Origin of the sequence: Halomonas sp. YLB-10, assembly GCF_003856855.1 — a bacterium.
GTDB classification, from domain to species: Bacteria; Pseudomonadota; Gammaproteobacteria; order Pseudomonadales; family Halomonadaceae; genus Halomonas; species Halomonas litopenaei.
The window spans coordinates 173024-190769 of record NZ_RRCU01000007.1 but is presented as its reverse complement, the minus strand read 5'-3'; the positions used below and the strand labels follow the sequence as shown (position 1 = coordinate 190769).

The window sequence follows — 17746 nt, the reverse complement described above, 5'->3', positions numbered from 1 at the left end:
CGGGCGTCAGGCCCACTGCGCCAGCAGTCGATCCAGGAAGGCGGGATCGACCACCGGCGGTGGCGTAGGCTTGGGCCGTGACGGACTGACTCTGCGCAGACGACGTTGCGGACGCAGCGCCTGGGGCATGATCTCTCGGCTGCTGTCGTGCAAGGGGTTGCGGTCGAACTGGCCACGAAACAGCGGGTCGCTGCGATATTCCGGCCGCCTGGCCAGGCGTGCCTCGTCGCCGGCGATCATCAGCAGCATCTCGTCGAAATCCAGGTCGAGCAGCTCCTCCGGGCGCGGGAAGCCGGTCAGGGTCGCCAGGTCCATCGCCGCGTTCATGTTGGGTACGCCAAAGGACTGCACCACCCGACAGTTGTTGAGCATGGTCTGCCAGTCCTGGGGATACAGCTGTCGCAACTGGCTCATGTCCTGCCAGAAGCTCCAGGTCTGCAGGCCGTAGCCGCGCAGCAGGGTGATGGCCTGTCGCAGCTGCGGCAGAGGACCGAGCTGGGGTGCCTCGTCGAGCAGGAACAGGGTGCGCAGCGCTGGCGCCCGGCGTCGGCGCACCACCGCCGCGATCAGCACGCCGATCCACAGTCTCAGCAGGCGGCCGTGGGATTCGAGCTTCTCCGGGGGAATCACCAGGTAGATCGACACCAGTTCCCCGCGGGTGACGTCATCCAGCGAAAAGGTGGAGTCCTGGGTAGCCTCCAGTACCGCTTCGCCGCGCAGGAAGCCGAGACTGTTCTGGGCGAAGGCCATGTAGCCGGCCAGGGTGGTCTCGGCCGGCAGAGTCAGACTGGCGGCGGTGGCTTCCAGGTCCGGATCCTGCATCTGGCGCATGCGCTCGGCCAGCTTGGCCAGCTCTTCGGTGTCCTGGCTGACCATCTTGCGTAGCTTGCCGAGCAGCCCCTTGCGCTGTTCCGGCTGGCTTCGGATCAGGTAGAGCAATAGACCATTGAGCACCTGCTGGGCGCGCTGCAGCCAGAAGCGGTCACGGCCGTCGAAGCCGTGTGACTCCATCATCAGCTCCGACAGCATGGCGATGTCATCGAGCTCGGTGCGTGAATTGGGGATGACGATGTCGGTGGGGTCCAGCCGATCCGCCGGCAGGTCGGTGATGCCCATGGGGTCGAGCACGATGACCCTGTGGCCCATCTGGCGGCGGCGACGGGCGGTCACCGCCGCATTCTCGCCCTTGGGGTCGACCACGATCACCGGCCCCGGATAACGCAGCAGGGTGGGGATGATGCAGCCGGTTCCCTTGCCCGAGCCGGTGGGGGCAATGGTCATCAGATGGCCGCTGCCCTCGAACAGGATCGGATCGAGCTGCTCCTGGTTGGCATTGGTGGTGGGTGCCCCGATGCGGAAACCGAACGGCTGATGAGGCTGGCCCTGCTCCAGCGACCAGCCCACCAGCAGACCGTCCCCCTCCACCGATGACGGCAGGCGACGAGGGGGCAGAGGCGAATCATCCGGTACCAGGGTCATGGTGTGGGGTCCTCGTGGGCAGGCAAGGGGGCTCAGCGCAGGTAAGCTGATTCAGGGCAGGCGCACCGCGCCGATAAAGCGTTCCAGTCGCAGCGGCAGATCGTCGAGCAGGGTGCGGTCCTCTTCCATGTGGACCTCGCCGTCGCGCAGCACCGTGAAGTCGCAGTCCCACAGCGAGCGCCCGTAGACCACCGGTACCTGGATATGCCAGGCGACGACCGGACTGTCGACGTCGCTGTTGAGAGAGCGCTGTTCAGCCAGATCCCCGCTGTGCAAGGTCATGGGGGCTGGCGCGTCGGCTTCGTCGTTGGCGCATACCACACGGGGGGGATAGCTCACCTTGGACAGCGCCTGACGGACCGCATCGAGCGCCTGAGGCGGCGGATCGGCATCGACCCAGGGAAAATAGTCAGCGGATTCCAGCACGCGGAAACGGCCACTTTCGGCGCCTCCGATGATGAAACCGGTGAACAGGTGCAGGTATTCCAGCGCCGCGGCCGGGGAGGTGGCGGGGTCGCCATAGACACTGTTCAGTCGAAACAGCGCCTTGCTGGTCAGGTCCAGCGGCCAGACACCGCTCTGGCCATAGATGAAGGCGAACAGGCCGGGGCCTTCTTCGGTCTCCAGCAGGACGTCGCAGAGCAGATGACGGCGATAGCACAACAGTGGCATGGCGCGGATCGCCAGTGCGGTGAAGCACTCGCAGGTGGGCCGGATATCGCCGGCGAGCTGGGCCTGGGTCAGGTCCAGCAACAGCGGCAGACTGTCCTCGGGGGACAGCGTCTTCCAGTCCCCCGGGACGGGCGGCACGCTGGGAAAGGCCTGGTCTGCAGGCGTGAGGTGCTTCTCGAGAAATGTCTCCCAGCGATCTCGGTCCATGCAGGCCTCCGCCAGTATTGGGGCTACCGCTTCAGAAGCCCCGGTGGTGCAGCAGGGGCCGGGGGTCTGTCTTCACCCTAGATAGCCGCTGTCGTCTTGGCAACGGCTTCGGCGCCAAACAGAGCGGCAAAAATCTGGTGTCTCTCGATCATGAATCCCGTGTTCAAGGCGGCCAGGTCAGCAGGTACTTTTCCGACGGGCCTAGAATCCGGGCACCAGCTCCCGCTCGCTGTAGATCATGCTCCAGACCTTGAGGTCGTCGGCCATCGTCAGTTGCAGCTGACCGAGCAGACGACGGACCACGGGGCGCTCCGGTGTGTTCAGGCGAGAGGTCAGCTTGCTGCCCAGGCGCTTCAGGCGTTGACTCATGCGCCGGGACTGCTGAGCGGCGGCACGTAGATCGCCGGTGGCGCGGATGCCGAAGATGGCCGCGCCCAGCACCGGCAGAAAGCCGCCGAGCAGGGTGGCTACGGGCTTGTAGAGCTCCGCCGGAAGTGCCGGACCGTTGAGGTAGACCAGATAGCACACCAGATACAGGACGCCACTGGCCAGCGTCAGCCAGAGCGCCCCCTTCGCCAGGTACTCGAGGCGATCGTCCTGAGTCTCCAGGCGCTCGGCGGTTTTTTGGTGATAGCCGATCTGGCCGTCGATCTCTTCGTGCAGGGCCACGTCCAGGGCCCGCCTGAGGCTATCACCGGAGACGACGGCGTCGGGTGGGCCGATTTCCCGCAGTGAGCAGCGCACGTACCAGGGAATCCAGTCGAAGCGACCGTTGTCCACCGGCGGCTCGGCGGCGCCGACGGGTGAGGTACCGATCAGCAGCGATAGCCGTGCCGGGCGGATCGCCTCGGCCAGGCTGCGGTAGGCCAGCCAGCGGCTCTGCCACTGCCCACGACGCCCGAGCCAGGTGATGAGCAGGATGCTGGCGATGATCGCAAGCTCCATGCTGACCAGCAGCGCCTTGACGCCCTTGCTGTCCCACGCCAGCACCGCCAGCAGACCCACCAGCACGGCGAGCGCTGCCAGCAGGAAGTTGGTGGTGTAGGCGCTGCGAAAGCGGTGAGCGTAGTCGATGGCGCGATTGTCTGCGGCGATCCAGCGTTGTCGCAGGCGCTGGTCCAGGGTCGCCTCGTAGCTATCACCGCCAAGATGGTGTGCGGCTCTGAGTGTTTCCTTCCAGGCTCCGCTGCGTTCACGTTCAAGCCCGAGGTCGACCGATGCGGCGAAGGGTACGTCGCGCACCAGCAGGGCACGCAGCCACTCATGAACACAGTGACGGGTGCGCGGCCGTGGGGACTGGCGGGCAAAGTCGCCAAGGCCCTTGAGCGGGCAGCTGGCGTCGTCGGGGCCGCGGCCCAGTAACAGCAGCTGCTCGAGTCGGTCGTTCAGTAGCTGGCTGATGTCACCTGGCGTCAGGGCTTTCCAGTCGCCGTCGTCCAGGGGCTCGACGACGTGCTCTCGGGGGACCCACAGGTGCAACTGGCCCTGCAGGTCGAGCCACAGTGTGATCAGGCCACGCAGGCGTGCCTCGTCGATGATCTCGGCGGTACCTCCACGCCCTCGGGAGGGCTTGCCGTCCCATACCGCCAGCAATACGTCGGAATGCGCCAGCACCAGATGGCCGGCCGCCTCGTAACCGGCTTCCCGCTGATTGCCGGGCTCGCCGAGGTCGAGTTCGGTACAGCTGGTCACCGCCGGATGCTCGAACCAGCGCCAGTAGTCGGCTAGGGCGTCGCCATCGAAGTCGTCGGCGTATTGCCGACGTCGAAAGGGCAGGATCAGGTTGATCTCGTAGCCACGTGAGGCCGCCGCCTCGGCGACCAGCCGGTCGGCTCCCTCGGCGATGGCGCTGGCCAGTCGCATGCAGGCAGGCTCATCGGCATAGAGGCCGGGTTCGGCCTGTTCTCCCAGTCGGCGCGTATCGGTGGCGAGGCGTTCGAGTATGTCCTGGGCCGCCTTGCCCAGCGCATCATGGTCGGCCTCCGCCAGGTCCTTGGGGCGGTGCCCGGTCACGCCCACGCGCAGGGTGAGTCGAGGGGCAAGATAGGCATTGTCGGTCACGGCGTGTCTCCGGGCTCGTCGAAGGGATCCTCTGGGGATCGCGTCGTGGCTTACTGGAGCATAGGTGAGGTCGCCTCGTTTCGCCGGCCAGCGAGTCTGACGGCAGGCTGCTAGTGTCGAGGGCTAGGTATTATTTGCCGTTCGACGCCAGCGGGACCAGGCTCAGGCCAGTAATGTCAGGGCGATGCAGGATAAGTCCCAGGTCCTGTGGGTAGGCGCCATGATCTTCCGGACACGCCTGCAAAGCCCCCTTGCACTGGTGCCTCGTCATGGCCGACGTTGGTGGAGCATCGACCAAAGTCTCGTCGTCACTTCCTTGCATGGGCCAGTGGGGACAACTAGATTCAGTCTCGGTGGTATGACACGTATACAGTCGCCCAGGCATGGAGCCTGTCGATTCGATTGCGTGCATCCACCTTGCACACTCCACACGCCACAAGAGCCCGGGAGAACAACAAGATGCGCCCCAATCACTGCCAGCCGCCCGCCCGCTTCATTCGTCGTAGCCTGATCGCCGCCATGGTCGGCGTCAGCCTGTCGGCGGCCGCCCAGGCGGAAACGCTGACCTTCGCCCACGTCTACGAGACCTCGGAGCCTTACCACGAGTGGGCCGTCTGGGCCGGCGAAGAGATCGAGAAACGCACCGATGGCCGCTACTCGGTAGAGGTGCACCCAGCCTCTTCACTGGGCAAGGAAGCCGACATCAACGAGGGGCTGAGCCTCGGCACCGTCGACCTCATCTTTACCGGCAATCAGTTCGCCGGCCGTTCCTATGGTCCCATCGGCATCGCCGGTGCGCCCTACATGTTCCGTGACTTCGATCACTGGCAGGCCTACGTCGACAGCGACCTGTTCGCCGAGATCGCCCAGGGCTATGAGGACGCTACCGGCAACGTGCCGCTGGCGATGAACTACTACGGCAAGCGCCACACCACGTCCAACGAGCCGATCAATACGCCGGAGGACATGCAGGACCTGAAGATCCGCGTCCCCAACGCGCCGATGTACATGATGTTCCCCGAGCAGGTCGACGCCAATCCCACACCGATCGCCTTCGCCGAGGTCTACCTGGCCCTGCAGCAGGGTGTCGTCGACGCCCAGGAAAACCCGCTGCCCACGATCAAGGCCAAGGCCTTCTACGAGGTGCAGGACGTCATCAACCTGACCGGTCACATCACCGACTCCCTGATCACGATTGCCGGCGGTCCGCTGTGGAATCGCCTGTCAGAAGAGGACCGGCAGATCTTCCGTGACGTCTATGAAGAGGCCGGCGAGAAGATCACCGCCGATATCGTGCAGCAGGAGCAGGACCTGGTGGCCTGGTTCGAGGAGCAGGGCGTCACCGTCAACGAGGTCGACACCGCACCGTTCCGCGAAGCAGTGATGCCGGCTCACAACGGTGACGCGGCGACCTGGGACCAGGAAACCTACGATCGCCTCCAGGCTATCGGCCAGTAAACGACGGAGGGGAGGGCGCCGAGCGCCCTCCCTCGGGAGATCCTTCATGACCCGATCTGACGTGAGTGACCCTGGCGTCGAACACGAGACTACCAGCGCCTTCGAGGTGCCCGATGACGACGACCGGATCCGACCGGGTGACTACGGCATCGAGGACTATCTGACGCTGGTGGTCTTCTGGCTGCTGGCGTTGGACGTCTTTGTTCAGTTCTTCAGTCGCTACGTGCTCGGCAACTCCATCGCCTGGACCGAGGAGATCGCCCGCTACCTGCTGGTAGCGGTGGGTTTTCTCGGCAGCGCCATGGCCGCCCGCAAGGGCTCACATATCGCCGTGGAATTCTTCTATCGCTACCTGTCGGAGCCCACCGCCCGGGTCATGTGGACCCTGGTGGATCTGGTGCGTATCGCCTTTCTCGGCATGCTGGCCTGGATCACCTGGCAACTGGCCCAGCGCACCAACTCGATGATGGTGTCGGTGGACCTGCCCAAGAGTCTGCTCTACTACGTGGTGCTCTTCGGGGTGGTGCTGATGCTGGTGCGCTCGATCCAGCTGGCGGTGCGTCACTGGCGCACCGGCGAGAGTGAATTGATGTTTCGCGACGATGACGACTGAGCGCCACGAACAAGGAACAACCCCATGACTGAAGCAATGATCAGTGCCCGGCGCGGATCGCCAGTGCCTCCGGTGGTGGCGGCACTGGCGGTCGTCGGCTGCATCGCGCTGGCGTTTTTCGAGAACTACCTTTCGTTTCTGTTTGCCGCCCTGTTTACCCTGCTGGTCTGCGGGGTGCCCATCGCCATCAGCCTGGCCGGCTCCTGCCTGATGTACGTTCTGCTGACAGGACGCGTGCCCGACGTGGTCGTGGTGCACCGCATGGTCAACGGCATTGACAGCTTCCCGCTGCTGGCGATCCCTTTCTTTATCCTCGCCGGCAACCTGATGAACAACGGCGGCATCACCACCCGCATATTTGACTTCGCCAAGGCGCTGATGGGCTGGATGCGTGGGGGCCTGGGCCACGTCAACGTCGGTGCCAGCATCGTCTTCTCGGGGATGTCCGGTGCAGCCGTGGCCGATGCCGGTGGCCTCGGCACCATCGAGATCAAGGCCATGCGCGACGCCGGCTACGATCAGGAGTTCGCCGTAGGCATCACCGCAGCGTCTTCGACCATCGGCCCGATCATTCCGCCGAGCCTGCCCATGGTCATCTATGGGGTGATGGCGTCGGTCTCGGTGGGGCAGTTGTTCGCCGCCGGCCTGGTGCCGGGCCTGCTGATGGGTTTGACGCTGATGGTGATGATCACCTGGCTGTCGCGGCGTCGCGGCTATAAGCGCGATGCACGGTTCTCGGTCTCGGTGCTGGGCAAGACGTTCTCGCGGGCCTTCCTGTCGCTGCTGACCCCGGTGATCATCGTCGGCGGCATCGTCACCGGTGCCTTTACCCCGACCGAGGCGGCGATCGCGGCGGTGGTCTATGCGCTGATTCTGGGGGGACTGGTCTACCGTACCCTGACCTGGCGGCGACTGTTGAAGGTCAGCATGGAAACCATCGAGACCACCGCGGTGATCCTGTTCATCGTTGCCGGCGCCTCGATCTTCGCCTGGATCCTGACCAGCAACCAGGTCACCCAGCACGTCATGGGGCTGCTGGGACCCTTCCAGGACAATCCCATCGCCGTGCTGCTGATCATCAATCTGGTGCTGATCGTGGTTGGCTGCTTCATGGAGACCATCGCCGCCATCACCATTCTGGTGCCGGTGCTGCTGCCGGTAGCGGTGGCGTCCGGGGTGGATCCGGTGCACTTTGGTGTGATCATGGTGCTCAACCTGATGATCGGCCTGTTGACCCCGCCGGTAGGCATGGTGCTCTACGTGCTGTCGCGGGTGTCGCATATCTCCTTCGAGAAGTGCATGCGCGGCACCCTGCCTTTCCTGATCCCTCTGGTGGTGGCGCTGTTGCTGGTGACCTTCATTCCGGCGATTTCGCTGTGGTTGCCGACGCTGGTCTACCGCTGAGTCCCGGGTCGCCGCTGCGGCGGTGACCCGGTATGGCCGAGTCAAGGCGGCGCCGAGCGATCGGCGCGCGCCTTGCGGCCCTTATCCCCCTCACAAGGAATCCCCATGAGTGCCAGTCAATACGAGGCCTGTCGGGTCGATTACAAGGATCTGCATCGCTTTATCGAACAGGCGCTGACGGCCGCCGGCGCCGATCAGGCCTCCCGGGAAGCGGTGGCCAAGGCGTTGGTCACGGCGTCGCTGATGGGCACCGACAGCCACGGCCTGAGGCTATTGCCGCACTATCTCAACGCCCTGCAAGGCGGGCGGATCAAGGGCAGCCCGACGCCGAGCATCAAGCAGCGTCTGGCCGGCACTGCGGTACTGGATGCCGATGATGGCTTCGGCCATCTGGCCGGGTATCGGGCCATCGAGCATGCCGTCAGCATGGCCCGGGAGGTCGGCATCGGTGCGGTGGCGGTCGGCAACTCGTCGCACTTCGGTGCCGCCGGCTGCTACGCCCTTGCCGCGGCAGAGCAGGGCATGCTGGGCATGGCCTTTTGCAATTCCGATCCGTTCGTTCTGCTCCACGGTAGTCAGCGGGCCTTCCACGGCACCAATCCGATCGCCTTCGCTGCACCGGTGGCCGGAGAGGATCCGTATCTGCTGGACATGGCCACCAGCTCGGTGCCCATGAATCGGGTGCAGCAGTATGCGGCCATCGGACGGCCCTTGCCGGCGGATATCGCCGCGACCAGCGACGGCAGCACGACCACCGACGCCCGCCAGGTCAGCGCCTTGTTGCCGGTAGGTGGCGCCGGCTTCGGCTTCAAGGGGGCCGGGCTTGGCGGCATGGTCGAGGTGCTGAGTTCGACCCTGGCCAACATGGTCCACGGTTTTCGCCTGCTGCCGATGGGCGGGCCGGACATGTCGACTCCGCGCGGCGTCGGTCACTTCTTTCTGGTGATGGACCCGGGCGCCTTCGAGGAGCGCAGCGCCTTCGAGCGTCGCCTGGCCGAGTACCTCAAGGATCTGCGCCAGATGACGCCGGTAGAGGGTCAGCGGGTGCTGGCGCCGGGGGATCGCGAGTGGCAGACCCGCGACGAGCGCAAGCAAACCGGCATTCCCCTGGACCATGCCCAGCGCGATCAGTATCGCCAGATTGCCGAGCGCTATGCGCTGACGGCGCTGACCGAGCAATGACCGAGCGCCGTCGAGGTTTGGCCTGGCCCGGGGCGAGTGTGCCGCAGTGACGCCTTGCTGCCCAGGGGGTGCGCCTTGCAGTACCATGTGCGCCGTGTCCCGGAGACGCTCCGGGTGATGGATCGAGGGAGACCCGCGTCGATGAGCAAATATCGGGTGGAGCGCAAGACGCTGTCCGAGCAGGTGGCCGAACAACTGGAGGCTGAAATCCTCGAAGGGCGGCTGGGCGAGAATGATCAATTGCCGTCCGAACGTGAATTGATGGAGCAGTTCGGGGTCGGGCGCCCGGCCGTGCGGGAGGCGCTGTTCTACCTGCAGCAGCTAGGCTTGATCGCGATAAACAGCGGCACTCGGGCACGGGTTATCCGGCCCACCGCCGAGGCCGTGATGGCGAGGCTGTCCGGGGTCACCCGGCAGTTGTTGGCCAAACCCGAAGGGCAGCAGTACTTTCAGGAGGCCCGGGCGCTTTTCGAGGTCGCGCTGGCCCGTCAGGCGGCGCAGCACGCAAGCGATGAGGAGATCCAGGCGTTGCGCGACGCTCTGGCGCATCAGCGTTCGGTGATCGGCGATGATGCCGCCGTCAAGCGGGCCGATAACGACTTTCATGGCGTCCTGGCGAGTATCGGGCACAACCCCATCTACGACGCCATCCATCAGGCACTATCCGAGTGGCTCGATGACCGTCGCGCCCTGGCGCTGCAGCAGCCCGGGGAGGACCTGGCTGCCCTGGAGGCCCACACCGAGATCGTCGAGGCCATCGCCGCCCGGGACCCGGAAGCCGCCGAGGCCGCCATGCGACGGCACCTCGATCGTCACTACGGCACCTATATGCAGCTCAAGCAACGCCTCAAGAGTCGCCAGGACGACGCCTGAGCTGAGGGAGCGGAAGCACCCGTGCTGCACCGGGCAACGAGAACGGCCTTGGGCCAAGGGCGTGAGCCGAAGCCATACGCCGCCGCCGGATGACATCCGGCGGCGGCGTGTTATTGAAGGGTGCCTTGTTTGAGTGATCCGCCAGTTTGCCCAGGACGTTGTCAGGTCGAGGACAGGGACGAGGTCGACGCGGAAGCCGTCGAGGGGAAAGCGCTGGCCAGGCGTGGTACGTCCCGACCCTGGCGGGCGGCCATCTGTACCACCGGCGCCAGCCTTCGCTCCAGCTTCTGGGGATGATTCTGGGCGATATCTCCCAGTCGGTGGTCCAGCCATGGATTGCGGAAACGATCCAGAATGCTGTCGACGTAGTCCTCGAGTTCCATGCCCGGAAGTTCCTGATCGAGCACCGGCACCACCTCCTGGCGCAGCATCTTCTCCAGTTCGTCTCCCAGGCGGGGGTCGTCTATCGCCTGGCGAACCAGTGTCACTTCCTCGCCGAGACCGAGATCCAGGACGCGAGCGACCAGCCAGGTATGAGCCAGGTTCAAGAGGTGCAGCTTGCGCCGCTCGAAGGGACGGATATCGTCGACCAGATGTACGTCCGGGTGGGAGAACGGCATCACCAGCCCGGGCGTTTGCTGAATCGCCCAGAGGCCATAGGGCTCGGCGACGGCGCCCACCGGATCCAGCTCGGCGGAGACGATGCGGTCCACCAGGGTCACCGCCCACACGCAGTCCCGCTCGAGCCATGCCATGAAGCCATCGTCGTCGTAGTGGGCCTGTGCCAATTCCAGGATGACGTCCTTGAGCTTGAGGGCGTTGTCGGTCAGAAGCTCGCATGGCAGCAGGGTGACGCCGGGACGGCCGGCGTCGAAGCGTGTCTTCAACAGGTGCGTCAGCTTGGCGGGGAAGCTCTCGGGGCAGTCCCGCCGTGGGCCATCGCCCGCCGGGACCTGATAGCCCGCCTCGGAGGTGTTAGAGACCACGTGAGTTACCTCATCGCGAAAACGCCGCTCCACTTCGGCCCAGGCTTCGCTGGCAACCAGCGCGGTGGTGATGCTGTCGACCTGATGGGTGGTATCGATCAATTCGCCATCACGTCGGCCGCGCATCCTGACCGGGTAGACCGGGTCCCGGGCCAGGGCGTGGGCCTTGGTTCGCCCGGCCGCACGGTCCGAGCTCTGTACCGCAATGATACGGATATCACTGCCGTGTTCGTCCCGCGCCTGGCTGGCGAACAGGTCGACGTGGGCCAGCAGAAAACGGCCGATGCCGAACTGCATCAGGGTGACGGTGGTTGCGTTTTGCATGTTGCCAGTCTCTCTCAAGGGAAGCTCACAGGCTCTCTCACGGGGACGCTCACAGGCTCTCTCACAGGGACGCTCACAGGCTCTTTCACAGGAACGCTCACAAGGACACCCCGCGCTTCCAGGGAATGAAGTCGTGCTGGGCCAGCCCCACGGCGCGGGTGGTGTAGCGCCCAGACGCGGTCTCGATGCACAGCGCCAGCAGGTCATCGGCGAGCTCGTCGATGGAGGCCTCGCCCCGGATCACCGCTCCGCTATCGAAGTCGATGATGTCCGCCATGCGGCGGGCCAGGTCCGAGTTGCTGGCGACCTTGAGGGTCGGTGCCACCGGGTTACCCGTGGGCGTGCCGAGCCCGGTGGTGAAGATCACCAGGTTGGCGCCGGAGCCGACCAGAGCGGTAGTGGACTCGACATCGTTGCCGGGACTGCACAGCAGCGCCAGGCCGGGTCGCGTGGCGGTCTCGGTGTAGTCGAGGACCTCGACCACCGGGCTGTCGCCGCCTTTCTTGGCGGCCCCGGCGGACTTCATGGCATCGGTGATCAGACCATCGCGGATATTGCCCGGCGAGGGGTTCATCGAGAAACTCGCGCCGACGGCGTCGGCGTGGCGCTGGTAGGCCTGCATCAGCGACGAGAAACGTTCGGCGGTGGCGTCGTCGACGCAGCGCGACAGCAGTTCGTGCTCGACTCCGCAGAGCTCGGGAAATTCGCTGAGGATGCCGCTGCCGCCGAGGGCAACCAGGCGATCGATGACACCGCCCACCACCGGGTTGGCCGACAGACCCGAGAAGCCGTCGGACCCGCCGCACTCCACCCCGATACGCAGGGCCGATAGCGGCGCCGGCTGGCGGGTTACCTGGTTGGCCTCGCGCAGGCCATCGAAGATGGTGCCCAGGGCCTGTTCGATCAAGGCGTCTTCGCTGGTGCTGGCCTGTTGCTCGAGGTAGTGCACCGGGCGCAGGCCCTGCGGGTCCTTGCTTGCCACCGCCTGCTTGAGCATGGCGATCTGGGCCTTCTGGCAGCCAAGGCTCAGCACCGTGGCGCCGGCCACGTTGGGGTGGGTGATGTAGCCCGCCAGCAGGTTACACAGCGCCTGGGCATCGTCGTCGGTGCCACCGCAGCCCAGGGTATGGGTCAGAAAACGCACGCCGTCCACGTTGGGAAAGGGCGAGGAGGGAGGCTCGGTCACATGGCTCGGGCTATCGCCATGAAGCATCTGGCGTGCCATCTGCTTGTAGTCGCGGAAGGGGTCGTCACCCAGGGCGTCCGCCACACACTGGCGAAGCACCTCGATATTGCGGTTCTCGCAGAACACCAGCGGCACCACCAGCCACAGGTTGGCGGTGCCCACGCCACCGTCCGGACGATGGAAGCCATCGAAGGTGTGATCTTCGAAGGCGGAAACGTCCGGTGCCTGCCAGTGCTCCCGGCGGGTGACCGGGGTATCCGAGTGGGTGAAGTGCTCCAGGTTGTCGGTGCGGATCACGCTGCCACGGGCGATCGCCCGGGTGGCCCGGCCGACGGTGACGCCGTACATGGTGACGGTGTCACCGACTGCCAGATCCTCGAGGGCGAACTTGTGCTTGTGGCGGATGGCTTCCACCAGCGTCAGGGTGTCGGCACCCTCGTCGATGCGGTGCCCCTGGGGCAGGTCGCGCAGGGCGACACGCACATTGTCGGCAGGATGGACCCGCAGGCTTTCCTGGGCGGGCTGGTCGCTGGCGATGGTCGCGTTGGACGACGCTGCCTTGTTCGATGCAGCGGTGGTCGATGACGTGGTGGTCGATGACTGTGTGGACATGGGACGGTCCTCGGCAAAGGCGTTGACGTTGTTATCGTGACGGCCTGGTGATCGGGTGCAGCAGATGACGGTGGGTGCCGTACGCCGCCTGGTGAAAGAGTGTTCGGTGCCCGTCGAAGGGGGCTCGCTGGTCCTGGCGCCGACTTATCGATCGAGGTGAATCATCGCCTTGATCACGCCGGCCTCGCCGCCGCACCACACCGGCATGGTCTCCGGCAGGGCCTCGAGCTTGGCACGATGGGTGATCATCGGGCGCACCTGGATACGGCCTTCTTCCAGCAGTTCGGTGACGCAGTCGAAGTCTTCGCGGGTGGCGTTGCGGCTGGCGAGCAGGGTCAGTTCTCGGCCGTGAAAGCTCGGGTCGTCAAAGCGAATGTCTGACTTGACGATGCTGACCAGTACGTAGCGGCCGCCGTGTCCGGCCAGGCCGAAGCCGGCCTCCATGGCGCTCGGGTTGCCGGTGGCGTCGAACACCACGTCGGCCAGTGCGCCGTCGTTGAGACTGGCCAGGCGCGCCTGCGGATCGTCCTCGCCCACTACCAGGGTCTGCTCGAAGCCGAGCGCTTCGCGGCAGAAGGTCAGGCGTTCGGCGCTGGTATCGAGCAGCAGTACCCGTGCACCGCGGGCCCGCGCGACCTGGGCGACGCCGATGCCGATGGGGCCGGCGCCGACCACCGCCACCAGTTCCTCCGCTTCCACCGCGGCCCGGCGCACCGCGTGGGCACCGATGGCCTGGCACTCGATAAGTGCCAGCTCGTCTGGTTCCAGTGCCGGGCAGGCCACCAGATGATCGACCGGAACCTTCAGCCACTCGGCCATGCCGCCGTCGCGATGGACGCCGATCACCTGCATCGCCTGACAGCAGTTGGTCTTGCCGCGCCGGCAGGCGCGACACTCGCCACAGTGCAGGTAGGGGATCACGTACACCGGCTGATGCTCGAGGCGGGCACGGGTCGCCTCGTCCACGTCGTCGGCAAGGGCCTCCACCGTACCGGCCAGTTCGTGCCCCAGCACCCGGGGGTAGTCGAAGTAGGGCTGGTTGCCGCCGAAGGCGTGGATATCGGTGCCGCAGACCCCGATGCGCGAAATGCGCACCAGGGCCTCGCCGCCGGCAAGCTCGGGGCGGGGGCGCTGTTCCAGGGCCATCTGCCCTGGTTCGACGCACACCGCCACGGTCATGGGCTGGTCGCGCTGGCTCATGCGTCCGAATCCGCCACGACCTTCTGGGTCTGCACCCCGAGGCCCTCGATGCCCAGGCGCATGGTCTGACCCGGACGCAGGAACACCGGCGGATTCTGGCCCAGGCCGACACCAGGCGGCGTGCCGGTGGATATGACGTCGCCTGGCTGCAGGCTCATGAAACGGCTCAGGTAGCTGATGAGGTAGGCCACCTGATAGACCATGGTGCGGGTATTGCCGTCCTGGTATCGCTTGCCGTCGACCTCGAGCCACAGGTTCAGCACCTGGGGATCTTCCACTTCATCCGGGGTCACCAGCCAGGGGCCGAGGGGCCCGAAGGTGTCGCAACCCTTGCCCTTGTCCCAGGTACCGCTTCGCTCCAGCTGGAATTCCCGCTCAGATACGTCGTTGATCACGCAGTAGCCCGCCACGTGCTCGAGGGCGTCGGCTTCGTCGATATAGCGACCACCCTTGCCGATGACCACGCCGAGTTCGACCTCCCAGTCGGTCTTGGAGGAGTCGCGGGGAATGATGACGTCGTCGTCGGGGCCGCAGATGGCGCTGGTCCACTTGTTGAAGATCACCGGCTCCGGCGGCACCTCGGCGCCACTCTCTGCGGCGTGATCGGCGTAGTTGAGGCCGATGCAAATGAACTTGCCGACCTGGCCGACGCAGGGGCCGATACGGGTGTCGGCGGGGACCTCGGGCAGGCTTTCCAGATCGAGGCCGGCGATGCGCGCCAGGCTGTCACGTCCGAGGGCCTCTCCGGCAACGTCATCGATGACGCCGGACAGGTCACGGACACGTCCGTTGGCGTCGAGAATACCGGGAGCTTCCTGGCCGGGGGCGCCGAATCGCAGCAGTTTCATGGGGTGTCCTTTGTCGTTGATTGGATGGATAAGGTCGATGGATTGATGTCGTTGTGTCGTCTTTTACGCTAGCCAGCCACCGTCGATGATCTGGCTGGTGCCTGTGGTATACGCCGATTCATCGGAGGCCAGATAGACGGCCAGTGCGGCGATCTCCTCTGGCCTGCCCAGGCGTCCCATTGGCTGGCGGTCGAGGAAGGCCTGGCGCACCTGGGCTTCGTCCTGTCCCTGAGCCTCGGCCTGGGCGCGAATACGCTGCGCCAGGGAGGGCGACTCCACGGTACCCGGACAGATGGCGTTGCAGCGGATGCCGTGGGTCACGTAGTCCGCCGCCACCGAGCGCGTCAGACCGATGACGGCGGCCTTGCTGGTGCCGTAGGCAAAGCGTCCGGCAACACCTTTCAGGCTGCTGGCGACCGACGCCATGTTGATGATGCTGCCACCACCGGCCTCCAGCATACCGGGAAGAAAGGTCGAGATGGTGTGGTACATGGCGGTGACGTTGATCGCCATGGAGCGATCGAAGTCCTCGATGGAGCACTCCAGCAGGCTGCCGCTATGCACGTAACCGGCACAGTTGAACAGGATGGTCGGTGTCGGAATCTTCGCCCCCAGCTCGGCGATCGCCGCAGGGTCGGTCACATCCAGGGTGTGGCAGCGGACACCCCGGCGATCTGCCAGATCCTCGAGCTTGGCCGGATCGAGGTCGGTGGCGTGGACCTCCGCGCCCTCGGCGATAAAGCGCTCGACGGTGGCGCGACCGATGCCCTGGCCGGCGGCGGTGATCAAGGCGGTCTTTCCTGACAGACGCATGATGTCTCCTGTTGGCAGGGGCGACGAGGTTGTTGCTATGGCGGCGAAACATCAGGTGTCGTAGTGACGAAGGCCTGGTGCTCTCCGTCTAACTGAAGCCTGCTCGTGTCGCGGTTTTCGCTAGGTGGTATGACAGGCTGCTAGCATGACGTTATCCGTAGTATGGCGCAGGTTGGCTGGATTGCAATTGGCGCCAAGGGCCGACTTTGGTCGTAAAGGATCAAGAGAGCCGGGGCAGCGGAATATGGCCGATAGCAAAGAGCTGGGACGGATATCGCTGGTCCGCGGGAAGAGGGCGCCGAGAACATAAAAAAAGGCGGCCGGGGAGGGCCGCCAGGAGGGCAGGGAACGCAAGAAGGATGGCGGATATCGCTGCCGAGAGACATCCTTCTCTCGGGGCAGCCCCTATGCCACTTCTGGACTCCGGGGCGAATCCAGTGGCTCGCCGGTAGACGTACCCTGCAAGGCCATAGGGTGACGCAGGGTCACCGCCATCGCTTCATGCTCGGTGGTGCCAGGTGCTTGTCTTGCCGGCCTTCGTGCTACTGGGTATCGGGTGTTTATATGTCTATACGGCCGGCTGCGGTTCGCATGTGCACGTACCGCACGTTTCTACATAGCACCTTTCATAGGCACCTTTCATTGGCACCTTTAGGCACCATATTCCAGATGGTCCCCGTTCCTGACTCTGACTCCCTGGCCGATGGTTCAGGCCCTGGACTGTCGGAACGGGGCCAGACAGGCGATCAGCCGTCGTTGCCAAGCTGGGACTGGGTGCCGCCACCGGCGTCGTCGCCGGCGCCCTTGCCGGCGGTCAGTACCGGGTAGTACTGGGTAAAGACGAAGTCATCGGCTGCCGCCGCCGCGTGGCAGGCGTTGCAGGCCGCGGTGGGGAAGGGCGCCGCTGTCTCCTTGAGGCTCGAGTGGTCCGGCGTCGAGAAGCTGTAGTAGGCCCAGTTGCCGGGTTCATCCGGGAAGTGCTCGCTGCTCTTGATGGTCGCCTCGAGGCCGATGTATTCGCCCATGAAGTAGCCGTTGCCGCTGGCCGCCTGCTTGCTGCCGACGCTGATCAGTTCCTTGATCATGATGGCGCCGTCACGGAATTCACCGGTCTCCTTCCAGTGATCCCAGCTTTCCGGATCGATGTAGACGGCGTGGAACTCGGGGAACGGCGCCTTGCCGTTGTTCATGTCATTGGGCGTGAGCGGGGTGCCGACGAACACCCATTCGCGGAAGCCGGTGGGGCGCGTGAGCTCCCCGTCGGTGATCTCGAAGTAGGTCTCGGCGACCGCGTCAAAGGCGATCAGGCTGGCGCCCATGGCGGCGGCGATGGCGGTGAGACGGGAAATCCTGAGCATGGTCTGTCCTCCTTGGTCACCGAGGCGCACCTGGACGCATCCATCCACGGGTGCTGCGCTGACGGCGACGAGTCACGGCAAGGGCGGCGCAGGCTTCTTGGGTGGCCTTTGGCTTGCTCCCTGTCCTTTATCCGGGCCTTGAGGCCCTTGTCTGATGATGGTCGATGTTCCTTGGTCCCCTCGCTCGCGCGAGTGCAGCGATGACGTTGCCGGTCTTGTTCCTGACCTTGCGTTGTTCCTGACCTTGCGTTGTTCCTGACCTTGCGTTCGCGATGCAACGCGCGTTGAGCAAGAACAACCGTCATATCTCGATTCACTGACTGACATCGGCGGGAGGGGTCTTGAAGGTATAAGTCAGAGCCATGTCACTCGCCATGTCCGGCGCGGGAACTCGCATACCGCATGCGCAAATGCTTGAGTAGCAGCGCGTAATGGCACAGTTGGCGGCCTGAAACGAAAAAGCCTCGCCG

General features: G+C 65.1%; 14 protein-coding genes. 5 read left to right on the top strand and 9 right to left on the bottom strand.

Annotation, left to right across the window (positions count from 1 at the left end; genetic code table 11):
- Positions 1-6 precede the first annotated feature (6 nt).
- The 3 genes from EBB56_RS16400 to EBB56_RS16390 form a co-directional block, all read right to left on the bottom strand.
- The gene (locus tag EBB56_RS16400) at positions 7-1479 is read right to left on the bottom strand and encodes a type IV secretory system conjugative DNA transfer family protein (RefSeq protein WP_124804843.1); all 1473 of its coding nucleotides are present in this window, start codon (positions 1477-1479) and stop codon (positions 7-9) included.
- A gap of 51 nt (positions 1480-1530) precedes the next feature.
- The gene (locus tag EBB56_RS16395) at positions 1531-2358 is read right to left on the bottom strand and encodes a hypothetical protein (RefSeq protein WP_108133175.1); all 828 of its coding nucleotides are present in this window, start codon (positions 2356-2358) and stop codon (positions 1531-1533) included.
- A 201-nt stretch (positions 2359-2559) separates the two neighbouring features.
- Positions 2560-4419: a DUF4231 domain-containing protein gene (locus tag EBB56_RS16390; RefSeq protein ID WP_124804842.1), complete on the bottom strand. Its 1860-nt coding sequence runs from the start codon at positions 4417-4419 to the stop codon at positions 2560-2562.
- 459 nt (positions 4420-4878) lie between these two features.
- Between EBB56_RS16390 and EBB56_RS16385 the strand changes: the two genes are divergently transcribed.
- The 5 genes from EBB56_RS16385 (at position 4879) to nanR (ending at position 9949) form a co-directional block, all read left to right on the top strand.
- On the top strand, positions 4879-5877 hold the full coding sequence (locus EBB56_RS16385; protein ID WP_045995038.1) for a sialic acid TRAP transporter substrate-binding protein SiaP: 999 nt from the start codon (positions 4879-4881) through the stop codon (positions 5875-5877).
- Between the two features lie 46 nt (positions 5878-5923).
- Complete coding sequence (locus EBB56_RS16380; RefSeq protein ID WP_052704549.1) at positions 5924-6490, top strand: TRAP transporter small permease; 567 nt, start codon at positions 5924-5926, stop codon at positions 6488-6490.
- A 24-nt stretch (positions 6491-6514) separates the two neighbouring features.
- Entirely contained in the window at positions 6515-7894 is a 1380-nt protein-coding gene (locus EBB56_RS16375) for a TRAP transporter large permease (protein WP_045995039.1), read from the top strand.
- A gap of 105 nt (positions 7895-7999) precedes the next feature.
- Positions 8000-9076 carry an Ldh family oxidoreductase gene (locus EBB56_RS16370; protein ID WP_124804841.1) on the top strand — a complete coding sequence of 359 codons (1077 nt, stop codon included), beginning with the start codon at positions 8000-8002 and terminating at the stop codon, positions 9074-9076.
- A 141-nt stretch (positions 9077-9217) separates the two neighbouring features.
- The gene (nanR, locus tag EBB56_RS16365; protein WP_108133181.1) at positions 9218-9949 is read left to right on the top strand and encodes a transcriptional regulator NanR; all 732 of its coding nucleotides are present in this window, start codon (positions 9218-9220) and stop codon (positions 9947-9949) included.
- A 161-nt stretch (positions 9950-10110) separates the two neighbouring features.
- Here the strand turns inward: nanR and EBB56_RS16360 are convergent, their stop codons facing one another.
- The 6 genes from EBB56_RS16360 to EBB56_RS16335 form a co-directional block, all read right to left on the bottom strand.
- Positions 10111-11259, bottom strand: a complete 1149-nt coding sequence (locus EBB56_RS16360) for a mannitol dehydrogenase (protein WP_108133182.1) — start codon at positions 11257-11259, stop codon at positions 10111-10113.
- A gap of 97 nt (positions 11260-11356) precedes the next feature.
- Positions 11357-13057, bottom strand: coding sequence for a UxaA family hydrolase (locus EBB56_RS16355; RefSeq protein WP_108133183.1), 1701 nt, complete (start codon positions 13055-13057; stop codon positions 11357-11359).
- A gap of 144 nt (positions 13058-13201) precedes the next feature.
- Positions 13202-14257: a zinc-binding alcohol dehydrogenase family protein gene (locus EBB56_RS16350; protein ID WP_260425382.1), complete on the bottom strand. Its 1056-nt coding sequence runs from the start codon at positions 14255-14257 to the stop codon at positions 13202-13204.
- A complete protein-coding gene (locus EBB56_RS16345) occupies positions 14254-15105 on the bottom strand; it encodes a fumarylacetoacetate hydrolase family protein (protein ID WP_124804840.1) in 852 nt (283 codons plus the stop codon). Before EBB56_RS16345 ends, EBB56_RS16350 begins: the two co-directional genes overlap by 4 nt.
- A gap of 63 nt (positions 15106-15168) precedes the next feature.
- Complete coding sequence (locus EBB56_RS16340) at positions 15169-15918, bottom strand: SDR family oxidoreductase (protein ID WP_108133185.1); 750 nt, start codon at positions 15916-15918, stop codon at positions 15169-15171.
- Between the two features lie 746 nt (positions 15919-16664).
- Positions 16665-17276 carry a cytochrome P460 family protein gene (locus EBB56_RS16335; protein ID WP_124804839.1) on the bottom strand — a complete coding sequence of 204 codons (612 nt, stop codon included), beginning with the start codon at positions 17274-17276 and terminating at the stop codon, positions 16665-16667.
- Positions 17277-17746 lie beyond the last annotated feature (470 nt).

Excerpts from the sequence above, each read along its gene's own strand:
- EBB56_RS16400 (WP_124804843.1), bottom strand. The coding sequence starts at position 1,479 with ATGACCCTGGTACCGGATGATTCGCCTCTGCCCCCTCGTCGCCTGCCG.
- EBB56_RS16395 (WP_108133175.1), bottom strand. The coding sequence starts at position 2,358 with ATGGACCGAGATCGCTGGGAGACATTTCTCGAGAAGCACCTCACGCCT.
- EBB56_RS16385 (WP_045995038.1), top strand. The coding sequence starts at position 4,879 with ATGCGCCCCAATCACTGCCAGCCGCCCGCCCGCTTCATTCGTCGTAGC.
- EBB56_RS16380 (WP_052704549.1), top strand. The coding sequence starts at position 5,924 with ATGACCCGATCTGACGTGAGTGACCCTGGCGTCGAACACGAGACTACC.
- EBB56_RS16375 (WP_045995039.1), top strand. The coding sequence starts at position 6,515 with ATGACTGAAGCAATGATCAGTGCCCGGCGCGGATCGCCAGTGCCTCCG.
- EBB56_RS16370 (WP_124804841.1), top strand. The coding sequence starts at position 8,000 with ATGAGTGCCAGTCAATACGAGGCCTGTCGGGTCGATTACAAGGATCTG.
- nanR (WP_108133181.1), top strand. The coding sequence starts at position 9,218 with ATGAGCAAATATCGGGTGGAGCGCAAGACGCTGTCCGAGCAGGTGGCC.
- EBB56_RS16360 (WP_108133182.1), bottom strand. The coding sequence starts at position 11,259 with ATGCAAAACGCAACCACCGTCACCCTGATGCAGTTCGGCATCGGCCGT.
- EBB56_RS16355 (WP_108133183.1), bottom strand. The coding sequence starts at position 13,057 with ATGTCCACACAGTCATCGACCACCACGTCATCGACCACCGCTGCATCG.
- EBB56_RS16350 (WP_260425382.1), bottom strand. The coding sequence starts at position 14,257 with ATGAGCCAGCGCGACCAGCCCATGACCGTGGCGGTGTGCGTCGAACCA.
- EBB56_RS16345 (WP_124804840.1), bottom strand. The coding sequence starts at position 15,105 with ATGAAACTGCTGCGATTCGGCGCCCCCGGCCAGGAAGCTCCCGGTATT.
- EBB56_RS16340 (WP_108133185.1), bottom strand. The coding sequence starts at position 15,918 with ATGCGTCTGTCAGGAAAGACCGCCTTGATCACCGCCGCCGGCCAGGGC.
- EBB56_RS16335 (WP_124804839.1), bottom strand. The coding sequence starts at position 17,276 with ATGCTCAGGATTTCCCGTCTCACCGCCATCGCCGCCGCCATGGGCGCC.